General features: G+C 73.5%; 25 protein-coding genes. 16 read left to right on the forward strand and 9 right to left on the reverse strand.

Annotated elements, in window-relative coordinates:
* Positions 1-158: 158 nt before the first annotated feature.
* A complete protein-coding gene (locus ACFYYT_RS23785; protein ID WP_351818691.1) occupies positions 159-380 on the forward strand; it encodes a hypothetical protein in 222 nt (73 codons plus the stop codon).
* Positions 381-429: 49 nt separating this feature from the next.
* On the opposite strand, the gene ACFYYT_RS23790 is transcribed toward ACFYYT_RS23785, so the two are convergent.
* The 3 genes from ACFYYT_RS23790 to ACFYYT_RS23800 all read right to left on the reverse strand — a co-directional run bounded on the left by ACFYYT_RS23790 (position 430) and on the right by ACFYYT_RS23800 (position 2,871).
* A complete protein-coding gene (locus tag ACFYYT_RS23790) occupies positions 430-1,305 on the reverse strand; it encodes an NAD(P)H-binding protein (protein WP_351818688.1) in 876 nt (291 codons plus the stop codon).
* Complete coding sequence (locus tag ACFYYT_RS23795) at positions 1,302-2,105, reverse strand: TetR/AcrR family transcriptional regulator (RefSeq protein WP_351818685.1); 804 nt, start codon at positions 2,103-2,105, stop codon at positions 1,302-1,304. Before ACFYYT_RS23795 ends, ACFYYT_RS23790 begins: the two co-directional genes overlap by 4 nt.
* Positions 2,106-2,217: 112 nt before the next feature.
* Complete coding sequence (locus tag ACFYYT_RS23800) at positions 2,218-2,871, reverse strand: hypothetical protein (protein WP_351818682.1); 654 nt, start codon at positions 2,869-2,871, stop codon at positions 2,218-2,220.
* Between the two features lie 206 nt (positions 2,872-3,077).
* Between ACFYYT_RS23800 and ACFYYT_RS23805 the strand changes: the two genes are divergently transcribed.
* Positions 3,078-3,650 carry a dihydrofolate reductase family protein gene (locus ACFYYT_RS23805; RefSeq protein ID WP_351818679.1) on the forward strand — a complete coding sequence of 191 codons (573 nt, stop codon included), beginning with the start codon at positions 3,078-3,080 and terminating at the stop codon, positions 3,648-3,650.
* Between the two features lie 58 nt (positions 3,651-3,708).
* Here ACFYYT_RS23805 and ACFYYT_RS23810 read toward each other — a convergent pair whose 3' ends face one another.
* Positions 3,709-4,179, reverse strand: coding sequence for a hypothetical protein (locus tag ACFYYT_RS23810; protein WP_351818676.1), 471 nt, complete (start codon positions 4,177-4,179; stop codon positions 3,709-3,711).
* 7 nt (positions 4,180-4,186) lie between these two features.
* The gene (locus tag ACFYYT_RS23815) at positions 4,187-4,582 is read right to left on the reverse strand and encodes an ATP-binding protein (protein ID WP_351818673.1); all 396 of its coding nucleotides are present in this window, start codon (positions 4,580-4,582) and stop codon (positions 4,187-4,189) included.
* Positions 4,583-5,071: 489 nt separating this feature from the next.
* On the opposite strand from ACFYYT_RS23815, the gene ACFYYT_RS23820 reads away from it, so the two are divergent.
* From ACFYYT_RS23820 to ACFYYT_RS23860, 9 genes are all read left to right on the forward strand, one after another.
* The gene (locus ACFYYT_RS23820) at positions 5,072-5,233 is read left to right on the forward strand and encodes a hydrophobic protein (protein WP_351818670.1); all 162 of its coding nucleotides are present in this window, start codon (positions 5,072-5,074) and stop codon (positions 5,231-5,233) included.
* Positions 5,234-5,497: 264 nt separating this feature from the next.
* Positions 5,498-7,876 carry a catalase gene (locus ACFYYT_RS23825; RefSeq protein ID WP_351818667.1) on the forward strand — a complete coding sequence of 793 codons (2,379 nt, stop codon included), beginning with the start codon at positions 5,498-5,500 and terminating at the stop codon, positions 7,874-7,876.
* A 34-nt stretch (positions 7,877-7,910) separates the two neighbouring features.
* Entirely contained in the window at positions 7,911-8,207 is a 297-nt protein-coding gene (locus ACFYYT_RS23830) for a DUF6479 family protein (RefSeq protein ID WP_351818664.1), read from the forward strand.
* 225 nt (positions 8,208-8,432) lie between these two features.
* The gene (locus tag ACFYYT_RS23835) at positions 8,433-8,855 is read left to right on the forward strand and encodes an ATP-binding protein (protein ID WP_351818661.1); all 423 of its coding nucleotides are present in this window, start codon (positions 8,433-8,435) and stop codon (positions 8,853-8,855) included.
* A 130-nt stretch (positions 8,856-8,985) separates the two neighbouring features.
* A complete protein-coding gene (locus ACFYYT_RS23840) occupies positions 8,986-9,639 on the forward strand; it encodes a hypothetical protein (RefSeq protein ID WP_388609164.1) in 654 nt (217 codons plus the stop codon).
* Between the two features lie 614 nt (positions 9,640-10,253).
* Positions 10,254-10,679: a hypothetical protein gene (locus ACFYYT_RS23845; protein ID WP_351818655.1), complete on the forward strand. Its 426-nt coding sequence runs from the start codon at positions 10,254-10,256 to the stop codon at positions 10,677-10,679.
* A gap of 203 nt (positions 10,680-10,882) precedes the next feature.
* The gene (locus tag ACFYYT_RS23850; RefSeq protein ID WP_351818652.1) at positions 10,883-11,584 is read left to right on the forward strand and encodes an ATP-binding cassette domain-containing protein; all 702 of its coding nucleotides are present in this window, start codon (positions 10,883-10,885) and stop codon (positions 11,582-11,584) included.
* Positions 11,581-13,758 carry an ABC transporter permease gene (locus tag ACFYYT_RS23855; RefSeq protein ID WP_351818649.1) on the forward strand — a complete coding sequence of 726 codons (2,178 nt, stop codon included), beginning with the start codon at positions 11,581-11,583 and terminating at the stop codon, positions 13,756-13,758. The genes ACFYYT_RS23850 and ACFYYT_RS23855 overlap by 4 nt, the downstream gene beginning before the upstream one ends.
* A 224-nt stretch (positions 13,759-13,982) precedes the next feature.
* A complete protein-coding gene (locus ACFYYT_RS23860; protein ID WP_351818646.1) occupies positions 13,983-15,557 on the forward strand; it encodes a serine/threonine-protein kinase in 1,575 nt (524 codons plus the stop codon).
* A gap of 7 nt (positions 15,558-15,564) precedes the next feature.
* Here the strand turns inward: ACFYYT_RS23860 and ACFYYT_RS23865 are convergent, their stop codons facing one another.
* Together ACFYYT_RS23865 and ACFYYT_RS23870 are read right to left on the reverse strand one after the other, a co-directional pair.
* Positions 15,565-17,658, reverse strand: a complete 2,094-nt coding sequence (locus ACFYYT_RS23865; RefSeq protein ID WP_351818644.1) for an AAA family ATPase — start codon at positions 17,656-17,658, stop codon at positions 15,565-15,567.
* Between the two features lie 246 nt (positions 17,659-17,904).
* A complete protein-coding gene (locus ACFYYT_RS23870; RefSeq protein WP_351818641.1) occupies positions 17,905-19,110 on the reverse strand; it encodes an MAB_1171c family putative transporter in 1,206 nt (401 codons plus the stop codon).
* A gap of 643 nt (positions 19,111-19,753) precedes the next feature.
* On the opposite strand from ACFYYT_RS23870, the gene ACFYYT_RS23875 reads away from it, so the two are divergent.
* Positions 19,754-20,674, forward strand: coding sequence for a hypothetical protein (locus ACFYYT_RS23875; protein WP_351818638.1), 921 nt, complete (start codon positions 19,754-19,756; stop codon positions 20,672-20,674).
* A gap of 73 nt (positions 20,675-20,747) precedes the next feature.
* On the opposite strand, the gene ACFYYT_RS23880 is transcribed toward ACFYYT_RS23875, so the two are convergent.
* On the reverse strand, positions 20,748-22,148 hold the full coding sequence (locus ACFYYT_RS23880; protein ID WP_351818635.1) for an FAD-dependent monooxygenase: 1,401 nt from the start codon (positions 22,146-22,148) through the stop codon (positions 20,748-20,750).
* Between the two features lie 512 nt (positions 22,149-22,660).
* Between ACFYYT_RS23880 and ACFYYT_RS23885 the strand changes: the two genes are divergently transcribed.
* Positions 22,661-22,990, forward strand: a complete 330-nt coding sequence (locus ACFYYT_RS23885; RefSeq protein WP_351818632.1) for an STAS domain-containing protein — start codon at positions 22,661-22,663, stop codon at positions 22,988-22,990.
* A 65-nt stretch (positions 22,991-23,055) separates the two neighbouring features.
* On the opposite strand, the gene ACFYYT_RS23890 is transcribed toward ACFYYT_RS23885, so the two are convergent.
* Positions 23,056-23,532 carry a tRNA adenosine deaminase-associated protein gene (locus ACFYYT_RS23890; protein ID WP_351818629.1) on the reverse strand — a complete coding sequence of 159 codons (477 nt, stop codon included), beginning with the start codon at positions 23,530-23,532 and terminating at the stop codon, positions 23,056-23,058.
* Positions 23,533-23,821: 289 nt separating this feature from the next.
* Here ACFYYT_RS23890 and ACFYYT_RS23895 point away from each other — a divergent pair, with 289 nt between their 5' ends.
* From ACFYYT_RS23895 to ACFYYT_RS23905, 3 genes are read left to right on the forward strand one after another with little or no spacing between them, the layout of a single operon-like run.
* On the forward strand, positions 23,822-24,346 hold the full coding sequence (locus ACFYYT_RS23895) for a hypothetical protein (protein ID WP_351818626.1): 525 nt from the start codon (positions 23,822-23,824) through the stop codon (positions 24,344-24,346).
* 2 nt (positions 24,347-24,348) lie between these two features.
* Positions 24,349-25,572, forward strand: a complete 1,224-nt coding sequence (locus ACFYYT_RS23900) for a histidine kinase (RefSeq protein ID WP_351818623.1) — start codon at positions 24,349-24,351, stop codon at positions 25,570-25,572.
* Positions 25,569-26,234, forward strand: a complete 666-nt coding sequence (locus ACFYYT_RS23905) for a response regulator transcription factor (RefSeq protein WP_351818620.1) — start codon at positions 25,569-25,571, stop codon at positions 26,232-26,234. Before ACFYYT_RS23900 ends, ACFYYT_RS23905 begins: the two co-directional genes overlap by 4 nt.
* Positions 26,235-26,357 lie beyond the last annotated feature (123 nt).

Here is a 26,357-nt window from a genome sequence, read left to right on the forward strand (position 1 = left end):
CCCCTGAACCGGCGCCCGACGCGGCGCGACCGTGCGCCGGACGGGTGAACCCGGCCCGGCGGCCCCCCGGGCCCCTGTCCCCGTATGACATTCGTACCCGCGGAGAGAGGATGCGCGGCCCTGCCGGACCGCGTGCCGGCCTCCCTAGACTTCCCGTCATGGATACATCACACGAAATCGGACGCGACGAAGCCTGGGAAGGCGTCGTCACCGGCCTGTCCCGCGGCATGCTCGACGGCTCGAACATGTACCACTTCGCCGAGCTCCGCCTCGCGGACGGCACCTCTCTGAAGGTCCGGATCGGCCGTCGGCTCTGGAAGTCGCTGGCGGTCGGCGACCACGTCGTGAAGCGCGACGGCACCGACCCGGCCAAGGCCTGACCCCCGCTCTTCCCGGCGCCCCCCGCGCGGCGCCGGTTCCTCCGGGGAGTCAGGCCGCCACGGCGGGCTTGAGCACGCGCTCGCACCACTCCCGGAAGGCGGTGGGCGCGGGGGCGGCGGTGAGGGCCTCGGGCTCGTAGATGCCCTCGTCCTGAGCGGCGGCCATGTCGACCAGCCCCTGCGCCCAGCCGTCCGTCATCCCGTACTGGAGCATCCTCGTCCGGAAGTCCTCGGCCGGGCTCCGGTGGAAGGCGACGGGCCCGCCCAGGACTTCGGACACGGTGCGGGCCATCTCCCGCGGGGTCAGGGCGTCCGGGCTCAGGACCGGGACGCTGCCCTGTCCGCCCCAGGTGGGGTCGAGCAGCAGATCGGCGGCGACGTGCGCGACGTCGTCGGTGGCCACGAGGCGGAGCGGGCGGTCGGCGTCGTTGAGGAGGGAGAAGGCGCCCTGCCGGCCGATGGCTCCGGCCTGCATCAGCAGGTTCTCCATGAAGAAGGGCATGCGCAGGGCCCGGTAGGCGACGTCCGTGCCCTCGATCAGGTCGTCCATCGCGAACGCGGCGGACAGGTTGCCCGCGTTCCCGTCGAAGGCGCGACCGAGACTGGAGACGCCGACCACCCGCTTGACGCCGTGCCGCTCGATCGCGTCGACGGCGGGACGGGTGAAGCCGAGGTAGTGGCCGACGACGTCCTCGGCGCGGGGGTCCGGGGGGACCAGCCAGAACACCGTGTCGGCGCCCTCGAACGCGGCGGCCGTACAGGCGGGGTCGCGGTGGGATCCCGTCACCACCTGGACGCGTTCACGCGTCGCCGCGTCCAGTGCCGAGGGGTCGCGCACGATCACGCGGACCGGCTCGTCGCCGTCGTGGAGGCGGCCGAGGATCCGGCGGCCGATCTGGCCGGTGGGGGCGGTGATGACGATCATGTCTGATTCCGTTCCGGGGCGGGCGGGGTGGGCCTGGTGGGCGGGGTGGGGTCGGTGGGGTCGGTGGGGTCGGTGGGGTCGTTGTGCGGGGCGGGCCGGGGAGGCTGGGCGATGCGGTCGAGCCACTCCTCCAGGAGAGCCCGTTCGCCGCCGGTCAGCGCCGTGGTCTGCCCCAGCACGGCCCTCAGCGATACCGCCGCGTTGACGGGCCCGGTCCCGGCGGCCGGGGCGGGGGACCGCGTCGTGATCGCGGCGATCACCGCTTCGCGTGCCGCGTCGGACAGGGCGGGGTCGCGCTGCTCCTCGGTCCGGGACAACAGCTCCAGCGCGACGCCCCGCCCGGCGGCGTGCACCATCTGGACGGCCAGCCCCTCGCCGACCCGCAGCCGGCCGGCCCGGGCGATGCGGTGGACGGCGTCGGTCAGGATGCGCTCGGCGGTCTCCGCGGCCGCCATGTCCACGCCGGGGCGCGGTTCGCCGTAGATGAGCGCGTACAGCGCCGGGTTCTCCAGGGCGAAGGAGATGTTCACCGCCCAGCCGGCGCGCAGGTGGTCCACCGGGTCGTCCCCGTCGCCGAGGGCCAGCTTGGCGGGGAGGTGGGCGGCGAACCCCTGCGCGGCGACGGCGTCCAGCAGTCCCTGCATGTCTCCGAAGAGGCGGTAGATCGTCGGCGCCTGCACCCCGGCGGCCGCGCTCACCGACCGGGTGGAGACCGCGTCGCGCCCTTGCTCGCGGACCAGGGTGAGGGCGGCGGCGATGATGCGCTCGCGGATCTCGGACGTGGAAGCTCGCTCTGCCATGAATCGACGCTAACATTTAATTGTTATCACCGCTAACGTCACCGCTGACGTCACCGCTGACGTCACCGCTCACGCGGAGGGCGCCGGCGCCCGCCCCCGCCCCCTCCGGCGGTCAGCCGACGATGGAGAAGAAGATCGAGCCGTCCTCGGCCCACCACCAGGCGCCCCGCCCGTCCTTCCAGTCGGAGGACCAGCTGTCCAGCGCCGTGATCAGCTCCTCCAGGTCGTACCGAAGGCCGCTGTCGATCCGGTCTAGCACCGCCCGGTAGGCCTCCACCGCCGGTCCGGCCGTCTCCAGCGGCCAGCAGCCGATCTCGGGCGACCCCTCCGGGGGATGGGGGATGCGGAATCCGATCTCCGCGGGCGGCCCGCTGTAGACGTACTGGGTGGGCAGCAGGTCCGCCGGAACGCCTTCCGCTTTCAGCGCCTCGTCGAGGGCCGAGAAGAGGGTGATGGGGCTCCGGTAACTCCCCAGGGTGGCGGGGTCGCTCGCGTTGTGGTCGATGACGATCTGGAGGGCCGCGTAGTAGGCGCTGCCGGCGTACGCGGCGTCGGAGTCGGCGCGACCGGCGACCAGCTCCTCCAGCGCGTCGCCCACCGACAACCCCCAGTCCACGCCCTGGGCGTCGAGCTCGCCCTGGCGTTCGGCCGCCCGCCTGCGCATGCCGGCCAGGCGCCGCGCTTCGTCCTCGTTCAGATCACGGGCGGGCAGGAAGCGCGCCACCGCGCCACGGTTCGCCATGCTGTAGTTCACGATCTTGCTCATGGGGCCATGCTGCCAAAGGCCTCTGACAGCGCCCGTGTTCGGCGCCCACACGCACGACGCCCGAACCGACCGGCCGGGGACCGATGAGTTCCTGCATGATCAGCAGTCATAGGTGTGGCTGGTGCGCCCCGACCGTGTGACTGCGGCCGACGGGCGCGCCGGACCGAACTGCCGAAAATCCGGTACGAGACTCCGAGGATCCTGTGATGCGCACCCTGATCAGCACCGCTTTCATCTCGCTCGACGGCGTCGTGGAGGCCCCGGGCGGCGAGCCCGGCTACCGCAACTCCGGCTGGACCTTCAAGAACGTCGAGTTCCTGCCCGAGGCGTTCGAGATCAAGGGCCGCGAGCAGCAGGAGGCCGCCGCGATGCTGATGGGCCGGACCAGCTACGAGGCGTTCAGTCCGGTGTGGCCCGACATGGCGGACTTCGCCGACTACAAGGTGATGCCGAAGTACGTCGTCTCCACCACCCTCACCGAGGACGAACTGGTACCGAACTGGGGCCCGACCTCGATCCTGCGCTCGCTCGACGAGATCGCCGCGCTCAAGGAGACCGAGGGCGGCCCGATCATCGTCCACGGCAGCGCCGCCCTGAACCAGGCACTCTCGGACGCCGGCCTGATCGACCGCTACCACCTCCTCGTCTTCCCGCTGCTGCTCGGCGCGGGCAAGCGCCTGTTCAGCACGGCGGACAAGGACGCCCAGCAGCTGAAGCTGGTGGAGCACGAGGCGTACGCCAACGGCGTGCAGAAGAACGTCTTCGACGTCATCCGCTGACGCCCCTCCCGCTTGCCCGCGCCCACCCGCCCGGCGGGCCACGGCGACGTGCCCCCGGTCAGCGGTGACCGGGGCGCAGCACCGCGGCGGCCGCGGTGATGAAGGCGAGGGCCGCTTCCTTCGCGGCATGCCGCCGCGCGTCCAGCTCGGCCCGGTCGGCGGCCTTGCGCAGCGCGTAGGTGGCCTCCGCTGCCTGCTGGGCGGGGCCGGCCAGCTCGGGAACCAGGACCTGAAGGCGGATGTGGGGCGCGGTGACGGCCGCCCGGGTGTCGTGGGACCGCGTCTGCGCCTCCATCTCGTGCTCGGTCCCCGCCCCGGCCAGGGTGAGACGCTCCCGGTGGAAGATCGCCGAGCGGTGCGCGTCCAGGGCGGCCGCGAAGTCGGTGACGGCGTCCAGCTGGTCCCGGCGGTAGCCGTCGGCCCGCTCCTCCGCGCGCGAGGTGCGTGCCGAACGGTGCTGGAGGAGACCGGCGGCCACGGCGCCGGCGAGGGTACCGAGCACGGCGACGATCGAAGGCCAAAGGGACATCGGGCGGTCAGGTCCTTCCGGCGGGGCCGGGGGTCAGGACCGCGCTGACGGTCTTGCCGTGACGGTGGACGTGGACGTCGGTGCTGTCGGCGAGATGGTTGACCAGCCGCCACCCGAAGCCGCCGGGAATCCGGGGTGCCCAGGGCTCGGTGACCGGGGGCCGGGCGGAGGCGTCGGACACCTCGACGACCACGGCGCCGCAGTCGGCGGTGACGCGGAATGCGGTGACGCCGCCGGCGTGCCGTCTGGCGTTGGAGACGAGTTCCGTCGTCACCGTCAGCACGTCCTCGCACCACCGCGCGGGCGCGTCCAGCTCGGCGAGGGCGCCGCGGACGGTGTCCCGGGCCTCGGCGCAGGAGAAGTCGGTGTTGCCGGGCCGGGCCGACGGGGATCGGCGTGACATAGTCCGTTGATCCATACAGTCCGTTTTCCCCTCTTTCCAGCCGTTAAGCGGCGGTGGCAAAGTGCTGGTGCGGCGGGTGCCGCTGACCATAGGACGCGCTTTCGGGGTCATCCGGTTCACCTTTCCGGCGGGCTGCCCGGCCGGTTAGTGGCTGTCGCGGTGGCGGCCCCGGTGCTGGGGTTCGGCGGTGGCCATGAGGACGAGCGCGAACCCGAGAGGGAGCAGGAAGAGCAGTAGGAACGTCATGGGCCGCTCGTGCCCGGCTGGCGGCGGCCGACACCCACCAGCGCCCGGAAGGTCGGGGACGATCACCCGGTTCATCCCCGGTTCCCGACCCGTCTCCTCGCCCGCGCGGGGCCGGGGTGCCCGCTCCGCGCGGCGCGCGGGCGAGCCGAAGAACCTTCCCGCCTGCGCGGATAAGAAACAGGTAAATTTCCCGCGCATGGGCGGGCATCGCCCGGGTAGCCGGTGCCTCGGAGGTTGATAACTATGGTTCCCCTGCTTCTCGTTCTCCTGCTCGCGCTGATCCTTTTCGGTGCCGGCTTCGCCCTGAAGATCCTGTGGTGGGTCGCGATCGCCGTCCTGGTGATCTGGCTCCTCGGCTTCGTCGCCCGCCCCAAGAGCGGCAGCGGTCGCTGGTACCGCTGGTAGCGAAAATCGCACACACCTGAGGGTGCGGTGGCGTCCGGACCCGTTCGCGGGCCGGGCGCCACTGGCATGTGCGGCGCGAACCGCACGGCGCGGTTGGCCCCGGAGGGGGAGATGGCGGCGGGACGAAAGGATTTATTCGGGTATATCGGGTATCCGACGGGTCCAGGGCCGTGGTGGGGATCGATTCCCGGACGCGTCAGGCCACTGCGGCGGGCCGACCTCGCGTGAGGGGGCCGCCGCGCCCCGAACAGCGGAAGGAGCAGCATGGCTGCGAAGAAGGCGGCGAAGGCGAAGCCCGCGAAGGCGACGCCCGCCGAAGTGAAGTCCGCCAAGGCGAAGCCCGCCCCGGCGAAGCCCACCACCGCGGATCCCGCCACGACGGCGCCCGCCCGGCCCGCCCCCCTGAGCGACCGCCGGCCCCCGGTTCCGGACGTGGTGCCCGGGGCGCCCGCCCCGCAGCCGCCCGCCCCGGCCGAGCCGGTGAGCCCGCGCGACCCCCTGCCGCCCAAGGCGGACCAGCGCGGCCCCGACACCCTGAGCCCCACCGGCCGGCCCACCGGCGTGCCCGCCGAGGCCGTCGCGCAGCAGGGCCCGTACCTGACGACCGCCCAGGGTGCCCGGCTCTACGACAGCGACCACTCCCTCAAGGCGGGGGCCCGCGGGCCCGTGCTCCTCCAGGACCACCACCTCCGGGAGAAGATCACCCACTTCGACCACGAGCGGATCCCGGAGCGCGTGGTGCACGCGCGCGGCGCCGCCGCCCACGGCGTCTTCACCGGGTACGGAACCGCGGCGAAGGTCTCGAAGGCGGCCTTCCTGGCCAAGGGCGTCGAGACCGAGGTCTTCGTACGCTTCTCCACCGTGCTGGGATCCCGCGGCTCGGCGGACTCGGTCCGCGACACCCGGGGTTTCGCGACCAAGTTCTACACCGCCGAGGGCACGTTCGACCTGGTGGGCAACAACATCCCGGTGTTCTTCATCCAGGACGCGATCAAGTTCCCCGACGTCATCCACGCCGGGAAGCCGCACCCGGACCGGGAGATCCCGCAGGCCCAGAGCGCGCACGACACCTTCTGGGACTTCGTCTCCCTGCACACCGAGGCCACCCACCACACGCTCTGGAACATGTCCGACCGGGGCATCCCGCGCTCCTACCGGATGATGGAGGGCTTCGGCGTCCACACCTTCCGCATGGTCGCCGCCACGGGTGCCACCACGCTCGTGAAGTTCCACTGGAAGCCCAAGCTGGGCGTGCACTCCCTGGTGTGGGAGGAAGCCCAGATCACCGCGGGCATGGACCCGGACTTCCACCGGCGCGACCTCGCCGACGCGATCGAGGCCGGCGCCTACCCGCAGTGGGAGCTGGGGATCCAGACCTTCCCCGACACCCCGGACCAGATGTTCGAGGGCATCGACCTCCTCGACCCGACGAAGATCGTCCCCGAAGAGCTGGCCCCGGTGCAGCCGATCGGCCTGATGACCCTGAACGCCAATCCGCAGAACTACTTCGCCGAGACCGAACAGGTCGCCTTCCACCCCGGACACCTCGTGCCCGGCATCGACGTCACCGACGACCCGTTGCTGGCCGGACGGCTCTTCTCCTACCTGGACACCCAGATCAGCCGGCTCGGCGGCCCCAACTTCGGGCAGATCCCGGTCAACCGGCCCCACGCCCCCGTCAACGACATGCTCCGCGACGGCATGCACCAGAGCGCCGTCCACGCGGGCGTCGCCCCGTACCGCCCCAACAGCCTGGACGGCGGCTGCCCGTTCCTGGCGGGCGCGGACACGGCCGCCTTCATCGAGGCGCCGGTCGAGCTGCCGCCCGCGCGCAAGGAACGGGCTGCTCCGGAGTCCTTCGACGACCACTTCAGCCAGCCCCGGCAGTTCTGGCTGAGCATGACCCCGGTGGAACGCGAGCACATCATCGCCGCCTACACCTTCGAGCTGTCCAAGTGCTACGAACAGACCATCCGGGAACGCGTGCTCACCGTCCTCGCCCGCATCGACCGCCGCCTCTGCGAGGAGGTGGCCGCCGGCCTCGGCCTGCCCGCCCCCGCCGCCGAGCCCCTCGCGGACGTCGAGCCCAGCCCCGCCCTGTCCCAGATCGGGCGCAGCTGGCCGCTGGACGGCCGGATCGTCGGCATCGTCGCCGGTCCGGACAGCGACGTGAAGGACGTGGCCGCCGCGCGCAAGGCCGTACGCGCCGCGGGCATGATGCCGCTGGTGATCGCCCCGACCGGCGGTGCGCTCGGCACGGGCAAGAACGCCGTCACCGTCCAGCGGACGTTCGCCACCGCACGCTCCACGGAGTTCGACGCCCTGCTCATCGCCGGTGCGCCGGCACCGGCCGCCGACGCCGACGGAGCCCGCGACGCCAAGGCGGGCGCCGGCCGGGGCAAGAACCGGCGCGGCACGGCCCCGGCCACCACCGACCCCCGGGTGCTCCTCCTGGTGTCGGAGATGTTCCGGCACGCCAAGGCCATCGGCGGCTGGGCCGGAGCGGGAGCCGTCCTCCAGGAGGCCGGGGTCCCGGCCGGCGCGCCCGGCGTCGTCGACGCGTCCACCCCGGCCGACGCCGCCAAGGCCCTGGCCGCGCTGGTCGCCGAGCACCGCGTCTGGGACCGCTTCCCGGCCGCCTAGCCACAACTCCGGGTCCCAACGAAAGGCGGACTCTATGTCCTACTTCCTCTCCGCCGGCGCCGCAGGTGCCGGACTCCTGGCCGTCGGCGTCGTGGTGGCGCTGCTCCTGATCGGGGCGGTCTGGTGGGGCATCCGGCGCCGCGCCGCCCAGCCGGCGCCCGGCGCCCCGTCCCGTCCCGCCGCCCGGGCCCAGCACGTCGAGGAGCGCCGCGAGCCCGAGCCGGACGCGTTCCCCGCCAACGGCGAAAGGCTCTCCCCGCACGAGATGAAGGGGTACGGGAACCTCGGCTCCCGCCCCGCGGAGCGTCCCCGCGACCAGACGGACGAGTGACCCTCCCTCCCGGGACACCCGGGTGACCAGGACCCGGCCGGGCGCGCAACCGCCCCGGCCGGGTCCTGCCGTACGCGCACCCCCGCACCCGTCCTCACCGGAGGCCGGCCCATGGCCTGAGGACTCAACAGGGCGGGGCGGTGAGCCCGCCTGACGCCGCGCCCGGATGAGAGCGTCGTTACGGGGCACACGACGGTCACAGGCCGGTAACGAGAGGAGCGCGCCATGGACCGCCGCGCCGTACGAGCAGTGGGCTGGGCCCGTTCCCTGCCCCTCGACACCGATACCAAGACCGCGCGGGACTGGACGCGTTCGCACCTGCGCGCCCTGAGCTGGGTCGACGAGGCACCCCAGACGGTGGACGACGTGCTGCTCACCGTCTCCGAACTGGTCACCAACGCCCACGTGCACGCGCGCAGCAGCGCCCAGCTCGTGATGACCTGGGACCAGAACTGCCTCCACATCGCCGTTCACGACGGCAGCTCCGACGCGCCGGTCCTCAAGCCCCCGAGCACCGACTGCAACGGCGGACGCGGCATCTTCCTCGTCGACGCCCTGGCCGACGACTGGACGGTGCGGACCTGCGCGGCGGGCAAGGTCATCATCGCCTGCTTCCGCCCGCCGACCGGGCCCGAACCCGCCCTCTGACCCGGAGCCGTTCCCCCGGGCGGGCTTCACCTTCACGGTGCGTCCGGTGGCCTCCGCGATCGGCGTCACGACGTAGGAGAGGTTCGTTTCGCCGTTTCGGCCGTGGTGCCGGGCGCGATGAGGGATCGTCGTGGAGGTCCCCGCCGCCGGCGCGGGAGCCGGGCTACGGATCGGGGAGGCTGTGGTGGACGAGACCTGGACGACGGACGAGTACGGATCCTCGCACGAGGGCCACGTCGGCGTGCTGCTGGAGGACGGCAGCGTCCCGGAGCCGGTGTACTTCGACAGCGGCTCGGGATCGGGCGGACAGACGGTGTCGTACTGGAGCATCTACGACGGCCGCCGGCCGCGGCGCCCCCGGGCGGCCGTCCTGCGGGCGGTGTGCTCGTGCGGCTGGACGGGCCCCGAGCATCCCCTGGACTGGCGGACGATCGGCGAGCAGCCGCTGCGCGAAGCCGGGCTGGACGAGGCCGACGCCTGCGAGGACGACTGGGACGAGCACACCGTGCAGGTGGAGGCGACGACCGTCCCCCTGCCCGCCGGGGTGACCGAACTCCTGGGGCAGCTGGAGCAGGAGATCGAGAAGCTGGCCAAGTCGTCCCCGGTGGCCGCGGTCAAGGCGGCCCGCCGGCTGGAGATCACCGCGATCCGGATCGCCCACTGGCCCGCCCACGACACCCGCCACGACCTGACCGCCGAGCAGGCCGGGGCCGCGCTCGGACTGAGCCCCGCCGCCGCGCGGAGCCTGCTGGCCCGCTACGGCGGCTGGAGCCCGTACCACTGACCGCGCCACCACAGCACGTACGGCTCGCGCAGGAGATCCGCTGACGAGAGGAGGGCGTGGTGACGGCCCCGGCAACCGCGGGCGACCGCATCGACCCGAAGGTCATCACGATTCGCGCCGGCCGTCTTCCTCGCCGGCTCGGTGCTGTGCGGTGTGGCCTGGAGCGCCGGCAGCCCCATCGCCTTCCGGGCTGTCCAGGGTGCGGCGGCGGGCCGGGCGTGGGTCAACGTCCCTTTCCGCGGGGCCGGTTTCGCCCCCTGGTGGGTCGCGTTCGCCGGCTTCGCGCTCACCGGTCCGTCCACCGTGCGAGTGGTTCCTCATGGCGGTGCTCATGGTGCGCGGCTGCGGACTCGCCGCCGTGTCGATACCCCTGCAAACGGCGGCCTTCGCCGGCCTCGGGCGTGACACCATCCCGGACGCGGGCATCATCACGCGCACCGCGCAGCAGATCGGCGGATCCTTCGGCGTCGCCGTGCTCACCGTCATCCTCGGTACCGCCCTCGTCACCACCGCCGGCTCGGCGGCGCAGACCGGCGGGCCCCGCACCGGCCGTCACCGCGCACCAGAGGGTCTGAGCTGGCCGACGGGGCCACGGTTTGGGCAAGGTGTGGCCAATGCACGCCCAGCCCAACGACGACGTACCCGACCACGCGCCGGGCTCGGCCGCACCCACTGCGAACACCCGTTCCCGCCCCGCCGGCGCGGGCAAGACCTCCACCGCCGATCTGCTGGGCGACCTGCCGGCCGATGCCGGTGCGCCGCACGCGGTCATCTACCTCGACCGGCTGTGCCAGGCCTGGCCGCCCCCGGCCGACGACCCGTTCCAGCTCGGGCTGTTCCTCGCGAACCTCCGGCCGGTGACCGCCAACTACCGCGCGGCGGGCGTACATCCCCTGTACTGGCGGGCGTCGCCGAGAACGCCGCCCAACGCGACGCCTTCCGGACCGCCCTTGGCATGCCGCTGCGGGTATGCCGCGGCCGTCCTCCACACCACCCAATGGCCCCGCCCCACGGCCTCCGCCACCGCCGACCGAACCTGACCACCGCCACCGGGCCCCAAGCGGCCCTCCCCGGAGGCTCATCAGGTCATCGATTGACCGGATTTCAAGGTGACGTGTTCTTCAGCGGCTCGATTCTGTAGCGTTTGCTCCGATTCTCAGGGGCGGGGATCACCTTCTCCTGCGATGCCGGGTCCGGTTGCCGGGTCCGGTGACCCCACCGCCATTCCAGCGAGCGGGGAAGCATGGGAAAGCACGCCGTACCCCAGGGGGCGCGGGTCTCGACGGCACTTGAGTTCGGATCGCTGCACTACGCCGTCGACGACCGCACGCTCTTCGACGGCCTCGACCTCCGCCTCCCCGTGGGCGAGTCCCTCGCGGTGATGGGCCCCAGCGGCAGCGGGAAGAGCACCCTCATCTCCTGCGCCCTGGGCCTGGTGACACCGCGGGGGGCCGTGCGGGTGGCCGGAGCGGACATCACCCGGATGAAGCGGCGCGAGCTGGCCCGCCACCGGGGCGCCCACACCGGGGTGGTCTTCCAGTTCGGCGAGCTGCTCCCAGAACTCACCCCGGTGGAGAACGTGGCCCTGGCGGGCCTCCTCGCGGGCGCTGCGCGCCGGGACGTGTACGACGGAGCCGCGAAGTTGCTGGCGGAGCTGGGCGTCCCGGGCGCCGAACGCCCCACCGGCACGCTGTCCGGCGGGGAACGCCAGCGCACCGCGGTGGCCCGTGCGCTGATCAACAGGCCGGCGCTCCTGCTGGCGGACGAGCCGACGGGCGCGCTGGACGAAGCGAACCGCGACGCCGTCGCCGACCTGCTGTTCCAGCTGCCGGGCCGCTGGGGGTGCGGCCTGCTGGTCGTTACCCACGACGAGCAGGTCGCCCGGCGCGCCGACCGGGTACTGCACCTGGCCGACGGCCGCCTCCGGGCAGCGAGCACGGCATGACCAGGAGCCGCCGTGCGCCCCTGTGGTGGCAGCTGATGCGGGTCGGGGCGGCGGCCGCCCGCGAAGCCCCGGCCGGGCGGGTGCGGTTCGTCGCGCTCGCGTGCGCCACGCTCGCCGCGAGCCTGGCGCTCTGCGCGATCACGCTGGTCCTCGCCTCCTACGAGGGGCGCGACCTTCGCGACGCGGCCCGTTCACCGGTGCGCCCACCGCAGGCGGCCCCGGCCGCCCTGCTGTACCGGCCCGCCTTCGACGTCGTGGACGACCTGCAGTTCCAGGTGGCCTACGTCCTCCCCCTGCGCGACGACGCCCCGCTGCCGCCCGGCGTTGCGCAGTGGCCCCGGCCCGGCCAGGCGCTCCTCTCGCCGGCCCTCCTCGCCGCGGGCCGTGACGAGGGCATCGAGACCCGGTACGGCACGGTGGCCGGCACCATAGCCGAGGAGGGGCTGGCCAGCCCGGGGGAGCGGTTTGCCTACGTGCGTCCCATGGACACGCCGACGGACACCTCCAGGATGTGGCCCGTCGTCCGCTTCGGGGCACCCTCGCCGTCCGGAATCGGCGAGAACCTCTTCGTCAAGCCCATCCGTCTGCTCCTCGTCATCGCCGTCCTCATGGGCGCCCTGCCGGCCGCCGCCCTGGCCGTGTCGAGTGCGCGGGCCGGATCCGACGCGCGTGATCAGCGCACGGCACTTCTGGGAGCGCTCGGCGGCGGCTGGCGCGCCCGCGCCGTCATCAACATCGGCGAGGCCGCCCTTCCGGTCGCCGTGGGCGCCCTCTTGGGGGTCGGGTTGAGCCTGTGCGTGCTGGCGCAGGACACCCGGCTGCCGCTGGTCGGCTACACCCTCGCGGTCGCCGATGCCCGCCGCTGGGTCTGGGCGGTGGCGGGAGCCCCGCCGGCGGCCGCCGCTCTCGTCCTGCTGTCCGTCGTCCTCGTCCACCCGCCGCAGGACCGGGGCCAAGGGCCCCGGCCCCGCCTCGTGCGTACTCGGCTGCCGCGATGGTGGCCCTACCTCTGCCCCTTCATGGTGTTCCTGGCCGTCCAGGGTCCCGCGCTGGCTCCGAACCCGGCCGTGCGCCTGCTGGTCTACGCGACCGGCGTGGGCGGCACCCTCCTCACCCTCCCCTCGCTGACCGGCCTCGTGGCGGTCGCGGCCGGGCACGCCCTGGCCCGTCTGGGGCGCCGTACGGGACGCTCGGGCGCCCTGGTCTCCGGCCGCTGGGCCGCCGCCTGGCCGGGCGCCACCGTACGGCTGACCGCAGGGGTCGTCATCGCGTTCGTCCTCGTCGGACAGACCCAGCTGTGGGTCACCCGCAACACCGGTCCCGCCGTTCAAGCGCAACAGACGGTGAAGCGGGTCGGGTCCAGCGTGATCCTCGTGGAAGTGGGGGACGACAAGCCGATCCGGCCGGAGTTCCTCGCGGCGCTGCCGTCCGGTGTGGAGGCCCTGCGGCTGAGCGTCGACGGGGCCAAGGGAACGGCCGAGCTCAACGGCCCCTGCGCAGCCCTGCGACGGCTCTCCCTGCCCTGCACCCCGCAGGCGGCACCGGTGGAGCCGCGGACCGCGGACGTACGGGTCAGGGAACTGCACAGCTGGGACACCCCCGGGCAGGGCCTGTCCGCCCGGCAGGCCTCCACCCCGAAGGGGGCCGTCATCGTGCTGGTGGGAGACCCGGGCCGGCAGATCTCCGTCCCCGAGGTGAAGGAGGCGGCGAACCGGCACCTCGGCATGGCCGTGCCCGTCGGGACCATCGCCGGTTCCTGGCTGGCCTCCGCCACCATGGACGACCGGCAAGGGCTGTGGGTCCTGCTCTTCGGCGCCTTCGCGGTGCTGGTCACCGCCCTCTCCATCGTGGTGTCCAACCTCGCGGAGTTCGTCCGTTTCAGCCGCCGGATCACCGCGCTGAGCGTGCTCACCGGAAACCGGACGATCTACCTCAGCACCGCGTTCTTCACCCTGTTCGTCCCGCTGCTGGCCGCCTCCCTGATCGGCCTGGCCACCCACTACTGGCTGGCCACCCCCCTGACGACGGGCGCGTACGCCGACGGAGCCTCCCTCTCCCGGCCCGTCCTCGTCACCGTCCTCGCCACCTCACTGGCCGTGGCACTGCTCGTCTGGCTCTGGGGCGCCCACGGCGCGGTGCGGCTGACCTCCCGGTGGCGTCCGACGGCCGACTGAACCGCACGCGGACACGCTCCGGCCCCGGCCGGGCGCCGCAGCGCAGGTGGCGGCCGCCCGGCGGGCCCGCGGATCGTGCCTCTACGCTTGGGCACCGTCAGGGAGTCGGGACGGACGGCCGGTTGACGACCGGTCGTGGAACGGAGCATGTGGTGCCAGGGGGTCAAGCGGGGGAAGCGAACGACCGGGACCTGATCGGAAAGGTGCTCGGGGGACGCTACCGCGTGACCTCCGTGGTCGGCCGCGGCGGCATGGGCGTGGTCGCGCGGGCCGTCGACGAACTGCTCGCCCGCGAGGTCGCCGTCAAGGTCCTGCGGGCCTACACCGACTCCAGCGACGCCGAACTGGCCGGCCTGCGCACCCGGATGGAGCGTGAGGCGCGGGCCGCCGCGCGCATCCGGCACGCCGGCGTCGTCACCGTGCACGACGTGACGCACGAGCAGGGTCTGCCCGTCATCGTCATGGAACTCGTCGACGGTCCCTCGCTCGACGAGGTGGTGACGCGGCGCGGGCCGCTCGACCCGTACGAGGCCGCCGCGATCGGCGCCCAGCTCATGGACGCGCTCGACGCCGCGCACCGCGCGGGCGTCCTGCACCGCGACGTGAAGCCGGGCAACGTGCTGCTGGAGCGGGACGGCAGGGTGGTGCTCACGGACTTCGGCATCGCCACCGTCGATGCCGCCGGTGACGACGCGATGGCGAAGCTGACCCGCAGCGGCGAGCTGGTCGGCTCGCTCGACTACCTGCCGCCCGAGCGCGCGCAGGGCAGGGAGCCCGGACCGGCGTCCGACATCTGGTCGCTCGGGATGACCCTGTACGCGGCGGTCGAAGGCCTCTCGCCGTTCCGCCGTACCTCGGTGTGGTCGACGCTGGCCGCGATCGTCGGCGACCCGCTGCCCGAGCCCCGGCGCGCGGGGCCGCTCACGCCGGTGCTGCGCGCCCTGATGGCGAAGGAGCCGGCGCACCGGCCCACCGCCGAGCAAGCCCGCGCGATGCTGGAGCGGGTGGCGGCCGGCGGCGGTACGGTCCCCCCGGCGGCGGCTCCGGCGGCTCCTGCGGCTGCGCCCGTTCCTGGCTTCGGGCCGCCGCCGACCGGATTCGACACCGGTGCCGGATCGTTTCCGCAGCCCTACGGCCCCGCCCCCCACCCCGCCCCCCACCCCGGCTTCCCGCCGCCCGGCTTCCCGCCGACCGGCTCGCCGGCGGCCGTGGACCGGCCGCAGCGCCGCCGCCGCGGCGCCGTGGTGGCGGTGGCGGTCGTCGCCGTACTCGCCGCCGGCGGTGTCGGCTACGCCGTGACCTCGGGCGGCCATGCAACCGCCGGCCGGGCGCGGGCGGCGGCCCCGGCTCCGGCGCCCGGCGGCTCCCCGGCCACCGGCGGGCAGCCGGAACCGCCCGCCCCGGCACCGTCCGCCTCGGACTCCACCTCCCCGCACCCGCCGAAGCCGTCCGCGAGCTCCTCGAAGAAGGCCGGCACCTCGCCCTCCCCGAAGGGTTCCTCGCCCGCCCCCGCCAAGCCGAAGCCCGCGCCGACGGGCTGCGCGGGCTGGACCCACCAAGACCCGGCGCCGGGCACGTACGGCTACATCTCCGGCGACCACCACCTGCTGGCCGCGCCGTACCAGCAGTGTGCGCAGCGCGGCCTGGTCAAGGACGGCACCAAGCTCTGGTACCAGTGCTACATCGTCAACTCGTACGGGAACCAGTGGACGTTCGTCCGCGTGGACGGCACGAACGCCACCGGCTGGCTGTACAACCGCGACCTCAAGGGCCAGAAGGGCTCGTCGCCCCCCTGCTAGTGCCCCGTCAGCCGGGCTGGACGGTGATGGTGCAGAGGCGCTTGGTGGCCCGGGTCAGGGCCACGTACAAGTCCCTTTCCCCACCGGGGCGGGCCGAGGCGATTCCCTCGGGGTCCATGACGACGACCCCGTCGAATTCCAGGCCGCGCGCTTCGGACGCCGGCACGATGCGCGCGTGCTCCGCGACGCCCCGGGCCGTCAGCTCGCCCACCCGGGCATCCGCGCAGACCACTCCCAGAAGCTCGCCCGGGTGCGCGGCGCTCTGGGCGCGGAGTTCCCCGACGACGGCGGTGACCAGCCCGTCCGCAGGCGTGGTCAGCGTACGGGGGCCCTCACCGCTGCGCAGCGACCGCGTGGGCTTCTGGTCAGGGGCGATCCGCGCGAGCAGGTCCCGGACGCTCTCCAGGATCTCCCGCGTGGTGCGGTAGCTGACGGTCAGGTCGTGCAGCTTGAAGCGGGGTCCGACGTGGGGGCCCAGTGCCTCCTTCCAGTCGCGTGCCGTCGCGACCGGGCCCGCCTGGGCGAAGTCGCCCACCAGCGTCATCGCCCTCGCCGGGCAGCGGCGTACGATCATCCGCCACTGCATGGCCGTCAGTTCCTGCGCCTCGTCGACGACCACGTGCCCGTACGTCCGCTCGGGAGGGCCGTCCACCAGGCTCGCCGCCTCGTCCAGCAACGGCAGGTCGGCGTCGCTCCACGGGTCGTCCGGGCCGCGCAGCAGGAGGGACCGCTCCTGCGCGGTCAGGCGGGGCAGGTGCTCGGCGAGCGCTCCGGCATCCGTCAGGAGCGCTTTCACCAGGTCACCGGGTGCCAGCCGAGGCCACAGCGCCTCGACCGCCCGGTCGACGCCGGCGTCTTCGAGGAGATCGGCCCGGATGGCGTCCAGGTCCAGCTCGTGGGCCGGCGCCGAGTCGGCCGCACCCTCGACGCGGCGCCCGGCGGCTCCCGTGAAGCGGTCCAGGTCGAGGCCCGTCATCCTTTCGGTATCGGCGTCGATCTGCTCCAGCAGGTCCCCCATGTCCCGTCGCATCGCCTCGGTGACGGCGTCGGCCAGGAGCTCTTTGAACACCCGGCGCGCGGGGTTGTGCCCCGGTACGGCCGCCACGGCGGCGTCGCGTGCCGCGGCGACCTCCCCGTCGGACAGGTGCACCGCTTCCCGCCCGGCCCGCACGGTGAAGTCACCTGCGGGGGCTTGGTGGAGGCGCAGCAGGGCGGCCAGGGCGTCGGCGAGGTCGGAGCTGCCCTTCAGGCGCGCCGTGTCGAACGATTCCGGGCTCCCCGTGCCCGGGTCCACCGTGCCCGGGTTCCCCGTGCCCGGGTCTACCGTGTCCGCGTCCACCGTGTCCGTGGACGCTCCGGCCAGTTCCCGGCAGGTCGCCAGCACGACGTCGTTCTCCCCGAGCGAGGGAAGGACCTGCGAGATGTAGTCGAGGAAGCGGGAGTTCGGGCCCACCACCAGCACGCCCTGCTCCGCGGCGCGCGGGAACGCGTACAGGACGTAGGCCGCCCGGTGCAGGGCGACCACCGTCTTGCCGGTGCCGGGTCCGCCCTGCACCACGGTCACCCCGCGGTGGGCGGAGCGGACGATCTCGTCCTGCTCGGCCTGTAGCGTCGCGACGGCCGCCCGCATCGTGCCCGTACGCCGTGCCCACAGGGCCTCGGTCAACGGGCCGTCCCCCACGACGTCCTCGTCGGTCGGGGCGGTCCCGTCCAGCAGTTCGTCGCTCACCGAGATGACGGTGCGCTGGTCGAGGCGCAGGTGCCGGCGCCGCCGCAGGTCCATCGGGTGGACCGGCGTCGCCTCGTAGAAGGGCCGCGCCGCGTTCGCGCGCCAGTCCACGAGCAGCGGAAGGTCATCCTCCTCGGTATGCAGCCCGATCCGTCCGATGCGCAGGACCGTGCCGTCAGCCCGGTCGATGCGTCCGAAGACCAGGCCTTTTTCGGCGGCCTCCAGCCGGCTGATTTCCCCGGCCAGACGCGCGGCGGCGATTTCCCTCTCGTACGCCTCTCCGGTGCTTTGCGCCGGGGCCTTCAATTCATTGGCCCGGTGCATTCGGGCCTCGGAAAGCCGCTCGGCGAGCACGTCGTAGAGGGAGGACACATAAACCCCCTCCGACGCAACCGCACGCGCGGCGGGATCATCGATATGCGACAACAGAGGGCTCCTTCGATTCGAGCCACACCATACGGTCAGCATTCACAAAAAGGTAAGTCTTGACTTACTTGGGGAGTCATGGCCCTGAGCCGGCTGAATTCACGACGGCTGACCGTATGGCGTCTCATGCATTCCGCCGCTCGGCATATCGCTCATCGATCCCCACACCTACGGCGCGCCCGCCCGCCCTCATCAATCGCCCTCGGGCCGGGTGACGCCGACCGGGAATTCCGAGCGGCAGATCTCGGAGTACTGGATGCTCAGCCGGGCGAGTCCCTGCGTCCCCGAGACCTGGGTGCGCATCGGGGCGCTCCTGTCAACACCGGCGGAAGCCGGCCCGCAAGCCGGCGGACCGACGCCCTCCGCCGAGAGCAGGGCCGCCCGGATCGTGGCCGCTTCGGCGAAGACGACGGCGGCGTCCGGCGTGCACCCGTGCGCGGAGGCGTAGCGCTCGGCCAGCTCGCGCTGGCGGCCGTCCAGGTGGGGCGCCAGATTGAGCAGCCGGTCGGCGATCTCGGTGGACCTGGCCATGGCCCGGAACTCCAGCGACGACGTCGGATGGATCGGCATGCGCTTCCCGCGCCCCGCGAACGGTTCGAGAGCGCGCCATAGGGGCTCCATCGCCCGGTAGGCCCGCCAGGACACCCACATCGACTCCAGGCGCGGCCCGACGACCGGCAGCAGGAACCCGACGGTGGTCACGCCCACGCCCAGTCCGGCCAGGGCAGGGGCGACCTCGGTGCTGAGCGGGTCCCAGGCGCTGGTACCGGCCCAGCGGGCGCCGATGGCCAGCAACTTGAGCAGGGCGAACGCCACGGTGATGACGAACGCGGAGACGAGGATCAGCAGGCCCCAGTGGGTCCAGGCCGCCTGGAGTGCTCGCAGTTCACGGGCCCATCGCCAGCACTTCGCCGCCACCACGAGACTCGTGGCGGTGTGGGCCCCCAGGTAGAGCACGATCATCTCGCGCACGTACGGGGTGTTCGCGTAGAAGGTGTCGAAGGAGCGTTGCTGCTCGACGGGTACGTCGCTGAGCGCGAACAGCAGGCACAAGGTCGCGACCACGGCGGCCGTCGCCGCGATCCACATCCTGGTGTGCCGCCGGAGGGTTTCCTCGGGGCCTCCGCGCCAGTGGATGACGAGCACCAGTGAGGCGCACGACAGGCACGTCAGAATGCAGTAGACGAGGGGCGCCGATATGTTGGGGACACCCGTGACGCGGTTGACCCGCTCGACCGTCGGGGGTGCGCTGAACAGGAACACGGCGGTCGAGGACGCGAGGATCACGAAGATCGATTTCGACATCGGCGAGTGCCAGGTCCGCCAGAACGAGGGCGACTTGACCGCCAGCGCGATCGCCGCGAGGACGGCGGGTACGTAGTAGTCGGATCCGGTCATGCTCCGCAGCCCCTGCCGGGCAGTCCGCCGAACGCCGCGCGTCGTTCCTCGCGAAGGTCGGCGACCTGCCGTCCGCTCGTCCGTAATGCCCGCACTCCGCGTTCCTTCCGATGGGTCGGGAAGCCGGCTCGCCGCGCGCCGCTTCCTGTGACTGAGGCTCAGTTCAGGTCAGGGCACATCAGATCAGGTCAGATCAGGTCAGATCAGGTCAGGTCAGATCAGGTCTGCGGGGTCACGGCCCGCCCGCTCGTGATCGCGTCCGCGAAGGCCCTCAGCTCCGTCTCCGGATGCGGCGGCAGTCCCCGCCGGTCCCCGCCGGTCCGGTTCGCCCGGGTCCGTACCCGTCGCTCACAAGCCCTCCAGGCAGGACGGAAAGGAAACATGCGGTCCGGACCGGTCCGTGACCTGGGCCTGTAACTAGATCATGGAACCGAAGGGATCCACAAGAAACCGACCGCGCCGGCGGCCCGGAAAACAGGGCCGGTCGCGGGCGACGTAGTGTGGGGCCGCAGGGTGATTGGGCGTCAGCAAAGGTTCGGCGGATGAACGTTGGTGCAGGTGACGGGACTCGGGTGCCGCCGGTGGCGTCCGGCGGAGCGTCGCGGCTGAGGGCCGGGACCGCGACGGCTCCGGGCGTGGACGGATGAGTGCGTCCCCGGCAGCGGCCGCGCGGATCGAGTACGACGGCCACGGCGTTCCCTGCGCCGTCCATCACACCGTCTCGGGGAGCTGGCCGACGAGGAGCGTCGCCGGGAGCGAGGCCGACACGCTGGAACTCGGGCTCATGGTCGAACTGGGGGAGAGGGTCCCGTGCCGGCTGCGCCCCTTCGCCAACTACGACGGCATCACCACGATCTACAGCAGGAACGAAGTCGGCCGTACGACGATCACCATGACCGCGCGGTGCACGGCCCTGCCGTGCATCGCGCACGGCGCCGCGCAGGACACCCGGGACGCCCTGACCGCGGACGAACCCGCCGACGCGTCAGCGCCCGCGCCGGCGCTCCGCCACGTCCTGGACCAGGTGCACGCCCTGCTCGCCGAGCTGCCCGCCCCGGACGCGACGGACCCTGCCCGACGGGACATGCAGTGGGCGCACCGGACCGGCTCGCTCCACGCGGCGTTGTGCCACCTCGCGGAGCACGCCCGACGCCGGGAACCGCTCCTCGAACCGCTGGCCGAGACCGTCATCGCCACCCTGCACCGGGCGGGGCGTCGCGGCTACGACCTGCATCGAGGCGGAGCCCCCGCGGCCCCGTCCGCCCCGAAGGGCGACCCGCGCGCCGAGCACCCCCGCCGGGCCAGGGCCCTGTCGGACGCACTGCGCGAGCTCGCGGAGCAGGTGGCCGTCCACGCGGCCCCCGCGACTCCCCCGCACACCACTCGGCCGGCGGCGGAAGAGCTGCACCTGCCCGCCGACCCCGAGCTGCTCCGGTGCTTCCTCCTGCAAACCCTCAGCACGGGCCTGCGCATCAGCGGCGTAGCGGCCGAGCGCCTCCTCGGCGCACACGAGGAGCACGTCCGGGCCGCGGCGCTCGGCCGGGGGCCACGGAAGCGGAACTGACCGGCCGCCAGGGCCCCGTCCGAAGCCCCGGCGGCCGCCCGGCCGCCCGGCCGCCCCGGCGCCGCTGGACCCCCTACAACCGGGCGTTCTCTCGCTCCGCCGCGCTCAGCGGCGGCCCCGGCAGATGGGGGGCCTTCGGGCCGAACGCCATCGCGAGCAGCATGGCCGGGGCGAAGAGGCGGGTCGCGGGCCTGGAGAGGCTCATCACGTCCAGGAGGTGACCGAGGGCCGTGGGATTGCGCGCTCCGGTGGTCACCGCGCGGTCGACGTAGCGGGCGAGGAACTTCTCGACGGCCGTCGGCGGGGTGTCGGTGGCACCCGGATAGGTCGCGTCCTGGGCGACGGCCAGGTCCCACGCCCCGGCCACGGGGCGGGCCGCGGCCCGCTGGATGCGGCGCGCCGCACCCGGGGCGGTGATGGCCGTCGAGCGCAGGACCGTACGGAGGGCGACCGCGCACTGGGCCGCCACCGTGAGCCCGTGACCGTACACGGGGTTGAATCCGGCTATGGCGTCCCCGAGCACGGCGAAGCCGTCCGGCCAGGACCGCATCTGCTCGTAGTAGCGGCGCCGGTTGGCGGTACTGCGCGTGGTGACGACCCCGCCCAGCGGCTCCGCTCCCTTGATGAGGTCGCCGATGACGGGATCCGCGAGGCCGCCCGCGAAGCCGAGGAACTCGTCGGCGTCCTTGGTGGGCTCGCCCCCGCGGGTGCCGGAGAGCGTGACCATCCACCGGCCGTCCTCGACGGGGAGGATGATGCCGCCCCGCCCGGGGGCGGCGCCCGACGGTACGGCCTGTACGTTGACGATCGGGAAGGTGCCGACCGTGGCGGCGGGGGCCCGGTAGAGGCGCGTCGCGTACGCCACTCCCGCGTCCACCTGCCGTTCGGTGACGCGGGGCAGCCCGAGCTCCTCCAGCCACCCGGGAGCGCGGGAGCCGCGGCCCGAGGCGTCGATGACCAGGTCGGCGGAGAGGGTCCGCCCCCCGGAGCCGTTCCGCACGCGGATGCCGCTGACCCGGCCGGCGTCACCGACGAGGCCCCCGACCACGGCGTTCTCGTCGAGGCTGATGCGCGGGTCGCGCAGGACGCGCTCGCGCAGGGCGTGGTCGAGCAAGTTCCTGGAGCACACCAGATTGTGGTGCCGGGTGGAGGTGAACCGGCGGAACCAGACCTCGTTCGGGGCCCGCGAGACCATGTCGCCCATGATGTGCAGCAGGCGCCCGCCCCGGGCGACGACGTCATCGGTGAAACCGGGCAGGAGTTCCTCGAAGGCCCGTACGCCGCCGCTCCATACGAGATGGGCGTGGCGCGCCTGGGGCACTCCCGGCCGGGCTTCGGGGCCGGCGGGCAGCGTGTCGCGCTCGATGACCGTGACGTCCGCGAAGTCGGCCAGGACGGCTGCGGCGAACAAGCCGCTGACGCTCGCGCCGACGACGATCGCGGTGCGCCGACGGGATCCGGCTGTGTCAGGCATATGGGGGGCTCTCTCGCTGGTCTGGTCTCGGTGAGCCCGGTGCCGATCCGGGCGGGCCGATCGCCACCGGGAGGCACGCCGTCGTGGACATCGCACGGGACGCGACCGCGACCCGGCCCTCGTGGACCGCAGCACGCGCACCGCGGCTCCAGCCCCCCACCACCGCCAAGTCCCCGCGCGAGCGCGCCCGGTGAACATTACTAGGTGGTCCGGCAGTGGGGGACGATGAGGTACCGAGAGACGCGCCACAAGCCCGATCGCCTTCCCCGGGACGGGTTCTGAGCACCGGTCCGATGACGGCGGCACCCGCCGGCCGCGCCGAGGGCCACCGCCACGCGACGGGGACCGGCCACGGCCCGCCGAGGCGCGTGCGGGCCCCCGGCGGTCGGCGGGAGCGGGCCCGGTGGTCCGGATCGGGGAGGCGGGTTGTGCCCGGATGCCGTGGCATGGGTACGTTGACCCGTGGGCGCGGCGCCGGACGGCGCCGCGCTGGATGAGGTCGAGGAGTGCGGGTGGAACAGCAGGTACGGGTCATGCCCGACCAGGAGGGGGCCCGCGTGATCAGCTGCACGGGCGAGTTCGACCTGGACACCCTCGGGCCGCTCGAAGCGGCCTGCTCGGCGGCCGGCGCCGATCCCGGGGTGCGGCGCATCGTCCTGGACGTCGCCGCGCTGACCTACGCCGACTCCTCCTTCCTGAACCTGATGCTGCGCGTGCTGCGCACGGGCCGGCTGGTGGTGGCCGGTCCCGTGCCCCCGCAACTGGCCCGGGTCCTGGACCTCACCGAGACCCGCAGCGTCTTCCGGATCGCCGACGACGTCGCATCGGCGCGCACGCTGTAGGGTCCCCCCGCCCGGGACCGGACCGCGCTCCGTGCCCGGCGGACCCCGCCCCGGAGAGCGGGCCGCTACTGCCGGGCCTGTGCGAACTCGGCGGCGAAGCCGCCCCGCTCGGCCAGGCTCCGCAGCTGGTCGTCGGGTACGAGGCCGGTCCGCAGGAGGGTCGCCATGTCGGCCGGGGTGATGCCGAGATCGGCCAGGATGCCCACGGCGCCGGCGGGCCACGGACCGGGCGTGTCCCGGTCCGGCCGGTCGGCGCGCAGGGTGGCGAGGACCTCGGCGGCCAGGGTGTGCCGCTCGGCGGCGCGCGCGTCGGACAGCATCAGGTCCGTCCCGGCGGGCGTGGGGCGCACGATCAGGAAGAAGGACTCGTCCGCGTTCAGGAGGCCGAACACCGCGTCCGCGCCGCCGGCTCCCGCTTCGCGCACGGCGGAGATCGCCTCGTCGAGGCCGGTGAGGGCGGTCCGCTCCAGCCGGGTGCACCGCCAGCGGCCGTGGTGGTGGACGACGGCGACGGCGTATCGATGGTTCCTGTGTTCTGTCACGGCTCCACACCTGCCCTACCCGCCCCCGGGCCAGCCCCTCCGGGTCCGGGCATGGCCCACACGGAGCACAGAACGGGCCACCCGCCCCACCGGCCCCACCGGCTCCGGGCCGTGGCCGACACCCGGCAGACGGCCGGAACCTGCGCCTCCAGCCCCAGCCCGCCCCGCCGGCCCCGGCCGGCCGCGCCACCGCCCCGCGCGCGGGCGGACCCGCCGGCAGCCGATCTCCACCCCCGTCTCCACCCCTGGGTCCAGGTGCCGGAAGCCGCGCCGCAGCAGTCTGGAGGACATGACAGCAACCGAGTGGATCACCGACATCGCGCTCATCCTGATCGTCTTCCGGCAGCTGCGGGAAGGCCGTCTCGACCACAAGACCTTCTTGCTCCCGCTGGGGATCGTGGCCTTCGTGGCGTACTCGTACCTGGACTCCGTCCCCACCGAGGGCAACGACCTCGTCCTGATCGCGGCGCTCACCGCCGTCGGCGCCGCACTCGGCATCGCGGGCGGCGTCTACACCCGCATCCGCGCCCTCGACGGAGACCTCCTGATCAAGGCGGGCGCCGTGTCGGCGGTCCTGTGGGTCGTCGGCATGGGAGCGCGGATGGGCTTCCAGACGTGGGTCGAGCACGGCGGCGGCGCCGAGCCCGTCGCCCGGTTCAGCCTCGCGCACCACATCACCAGCCAGCAGGCATGGGTCGCGGCCTTCGTGCTGATGGCGCTCACCGAGGTCGTCACCCGGGTGGCGACGATCTTCCTGCGCAGCCGCAGGACCGCTGTGACCCGCTCCTCGGCCGTCCTCGGCCGTACGGCCTGACCGTGCCGTATCTTCAGCCCGTGCCCGCAGACCACAGCGCCCCGCCCCCCGCGACGGACACCGAACGGGGGACGGGAGCGCGTCCCGTCCCCGAACAGGACCCGCGCGTGCAGTGGGTGGCCACGCTCGCCGTCATCGTCGCGGGAGCCGCGACCATCCGGCCCATGGGCCTGAGCGGCCGGGGTCTGGCCGTGGCCGCCCTCTTCGCGGTCAACGCGGCGTCGCTGCTGGCCCGACGCCTGCCCGAGCGCAGGGTCCCGCCGCGCGTCGCCCTCGTCTGGCTCACGCTCGGCATCGTCGCGGCGGCCGCCCTGATCGGCGTCAGCAGCAGCGGAACGGGCTACCTCTTCGCCTTCTTCCTCGCCGGCCACATCGGATACCGGCTGGAGACCAGGCCGGCCCTCGTCCTCGCCGGAACGTGCAGCCTGCTCTGCGCCGCCGTGCTGTACCTGAGCCCCGGACCGGGGGAGCACCCGCTGACCTGGGCCTTCGGGCTCGCCACCGGCGTGCCGGTCCTGGTCGGCATCGTCAACCGGACCCACCGCCGGGCCGTGGGGGCGGCCATCGAGGCGGCGGCGTCGGCCGAACGCGCCGCCCGGGCCGAGGCCCGCACCGCCGTACTGAGCGAGCGCGGCCGGATCGCCCGGGACGTGCACGACGTACTGGCGCACTCGCTCGCCGGGATCAACATGCAGCTGGAACTGGCGGACGCGCTGATCGCCACCGGTGACATGGACAAGGTCCGGGAGGCGCACGACAAGGCCCACGACCTGGTCAAGGAGAGCCTCAAGCAGGCGCAGTGGACCGTGCACGCGCTGCGCGAGGACACCCTGCCGCTGCTGGAGAGCCTGACGGCGATGCTGACGTCCTCGGGCCACCCCGACGCGCTCACCGTCACCGGGACCGTACGCGAGCTCCCGGCGCAGGCGGTCCAGAACCTGCTGCGGATCGCCCAGGAGGCCCTGACCAACGCGGCCCGGCACGCGCCAGGGGAAGCCGTCGAGGTGGAGCTGGCGTTCGCCGCGGCATCGATCACACTGAGGGTCGGGAACCGTCCCGCCCCCGGGAAGTCGGGCGCGCGCCCGGCCACGGGCGCCGGCAGCGGAATGGGGCTGATCGGTATGCGCGAACGCGTCGCCCTGCTGGGCGGCACGCTCACCGCGGGCCCGGTCGCCGAGGGCCCGCACCGGGGGGACTGGCAGGTGGAGGCAGTGATTCCGCAATGACCGAACCAGCAGCGGGACCGCAGCGGCTGAAGGTGGTGGTCGCCGATGACCAGGCCGCCGTACGGGAGCCCCTCGCCGCGGTGCTCGGCCTGACCGAGGACATCGACGTCGTCGCGGCGGCGGCGAACGGCGCCGAGGTGCTGGCCGCCGTCGCGGCCGGACCGGTGGACGTGGTGCTGATGGACCTGAGGATGCCCGTCATGGACGGCATCGAGGCGACCAGCCGGCTGGCCGAGGAGCACCCTCAGGTGGCGGTGGTCGTCCTGACGACCTTCGCCGACGACGATTCCATCCTGGGCGCCCTGGGCGCGGGAGCCCGCGGCTACCTGACCAAGAACGCGGGACGCCAGGACATCGCCCGGGCGATCCGGGCGGCCGCCGCCGGCCAGTCCGTCCTGGACCGCGAGGTCCAGGACCGCCTGCTCGCCACCGTCCGGATCACGGCGCCCGCACCCGCGCAGCCCCTGCCCGAGGACCTCACACCCCGCGAGTGCGAGGTACTCGCGCTGATCGGCGAGGGCCTGCCCAACCGGGGCATCGCCCAGCGGCTCTTCGTCAGCGAGGCCACGGTCAAGACCCACATCAACAACCTGTTCGCCAAAGCGGGCATCCGCGACCGTGCCGACGCCGTCCGCCGCGCCATCGCGGCGGGCCTCGCCTGACGCCCGCCTGGCCCGCCCGGCCCGCCTGGCCCGCCGCCCCCCGTCGCGCGGACCGCGTTCCGGTTCGCCGCGGTGGCCGGGGGCAGGCGCCCGACGAGCGCGCGAGGAACGGGCGCGGACCAC

The sequence above is a fragment of the Streptomyces sp. NPDC002032 genome (assembly GCF_042890765.1).
GTDB lineage: Bacteria > Actinomycetota > Actinomycetes > Streptomycetales > Streptomycetaceae > Streptomyces.

Bases quoted from the DNA above. Each gene is read 5' to 3' on its own strand.
- ACFYYT_RS23820 (WP_351818670.1), top strand. From the start codon at position 5,072: ATGGTTCCCCTGCTTCTCGTTCTCCTGCTCGCGCTGATCCTTTTCGGT.
- ACFYYT_RS23805 (WP_351818679.1), top strand. From the start codon at position 3,078: ATGCGCACCCTGATCAGCACCGCTTTCATCTCGCTCGACGGCGTCGTG.
- ACFYYT_RS23825 (WP_351818667.1), top strand. From the start codon at position 5,498: ATGGCTGCGAAGAAGGCGGCGAAGGCGAAGCCCGCGAAGGCGACGCCC.
- ACFYYT_RS23880 (WP_351818635.1), bottom strand. From the start codon at position 22,148: ATGCCTGACACAGCCGGATCCCGTCGGCGCACCGCGATCGTCGTCGGC.
- ACFYYT_RS23855 (WP_351818649.1), top strand. From the start codon at position 11,581: ATGACCAGGAGCCGCCGTGCGCCCCTGTGGTGGCAGCTGATGCGGGTC.
- ACFYYT_RS23850 (WP_351818652.1), top strand. From the start codon at position 10,883: ATGGGAAAGCACGCCGTACCCCAGGGGGCGCGGGTCTCGACGGCACTT.
- ACFYYT_RS23845 (WP_351818655.1), top strand. From the start codon at position 10,254: ATGCACGCCCAGCCCAACGACGACGTACCCGACCACGCGCCGGGCTCG.
- ACFYYT_RS23830 (WP_351818664.1), top strand. From the start codon at position 7,911: ATGTCCTACTTCCTCTCCGCCGGCGCCGCAGGTGCCGGACTCCTGGCC.
- ACFYYT_RS23815 (WP_351818673.1), bottom strand. From the start codon at position 4,582: ATGTCACGCCGATCCCCGTCGGCCCGGCCCGGCAACACCGACTTCTCC.
- ACFYYT_RS23835 (WP_351818661.1), top strand. From the start codon at position 8,433: ATGGACCGCCGCGCCGTACGAGCAGTGGGCTGGGCCCGTTCCCTGCCC.
- ACFYYT_RS23795 (WP_351818685.1), bottom strand. From the start codon at position 2,105: ATGGCAGAGCGAGCTTCCACGTCCGAGATCCGCGAGCGCATCATCGCC.
- ACFYYT_RS23790 (WP_351818688.1), bottom strand. From the start codon at position 1,305: ATGATCGTCATCACCGCCCCCACCGGCCAGATCGGCCGCCGGATCCTC.
- ACFYYT_RS23800 (WP_351818682.1), bottom strand. From the start codon at position 2,871: ATGAGCAAGATCGTGAACTACAGCATGGCGAACCGTGGCGCGGTGGCG.
- ACFYYT_RS23895 (WP_351818626.1), top strand. From the start codon at position 23,822: ATGACAGCAACCGAGTGGATCACCGACATCGCGCTCATCCTGATCGTC.
- ACFYYT_RS23875 (WP_351818638.1), top strand. From the start codon at position 19,754: ATGAGTGCGTCCCCGGCAGCGGCCGCGCGGATCGAGTACGACGGCCAC.
- ACFYYT_RS23810 (WP_351818676.1), bottom strand. From the start codon at position 4,179: ATGTCCCTTTGGCCTTCGATCGTCGCCGTGCTCGGTACCCTCGCCGGC.
- ACFYYT_RS23870 (WP_351818641.1), bottom strand. From the start codon at position 19,110: ATGACCGGATCCGACTACTACGTACCCGCCGTCCTCGCGGCGATCGCG.
- ACFYYT_RS23785 (WP_351818691.1), top strand. From the start codon at position 159: ATGGATACATCACACGAAATCGGACGCGACGAAGCCTGGGAAGGCGTC.
- ACFYYT_RS23905 (WP_351818620.1), top strand. From the start codon at position 25,569: ATGACCGAACCAGCAGCGGGACCGCAGCGGCTGAAGGTGGTGGTCGCC.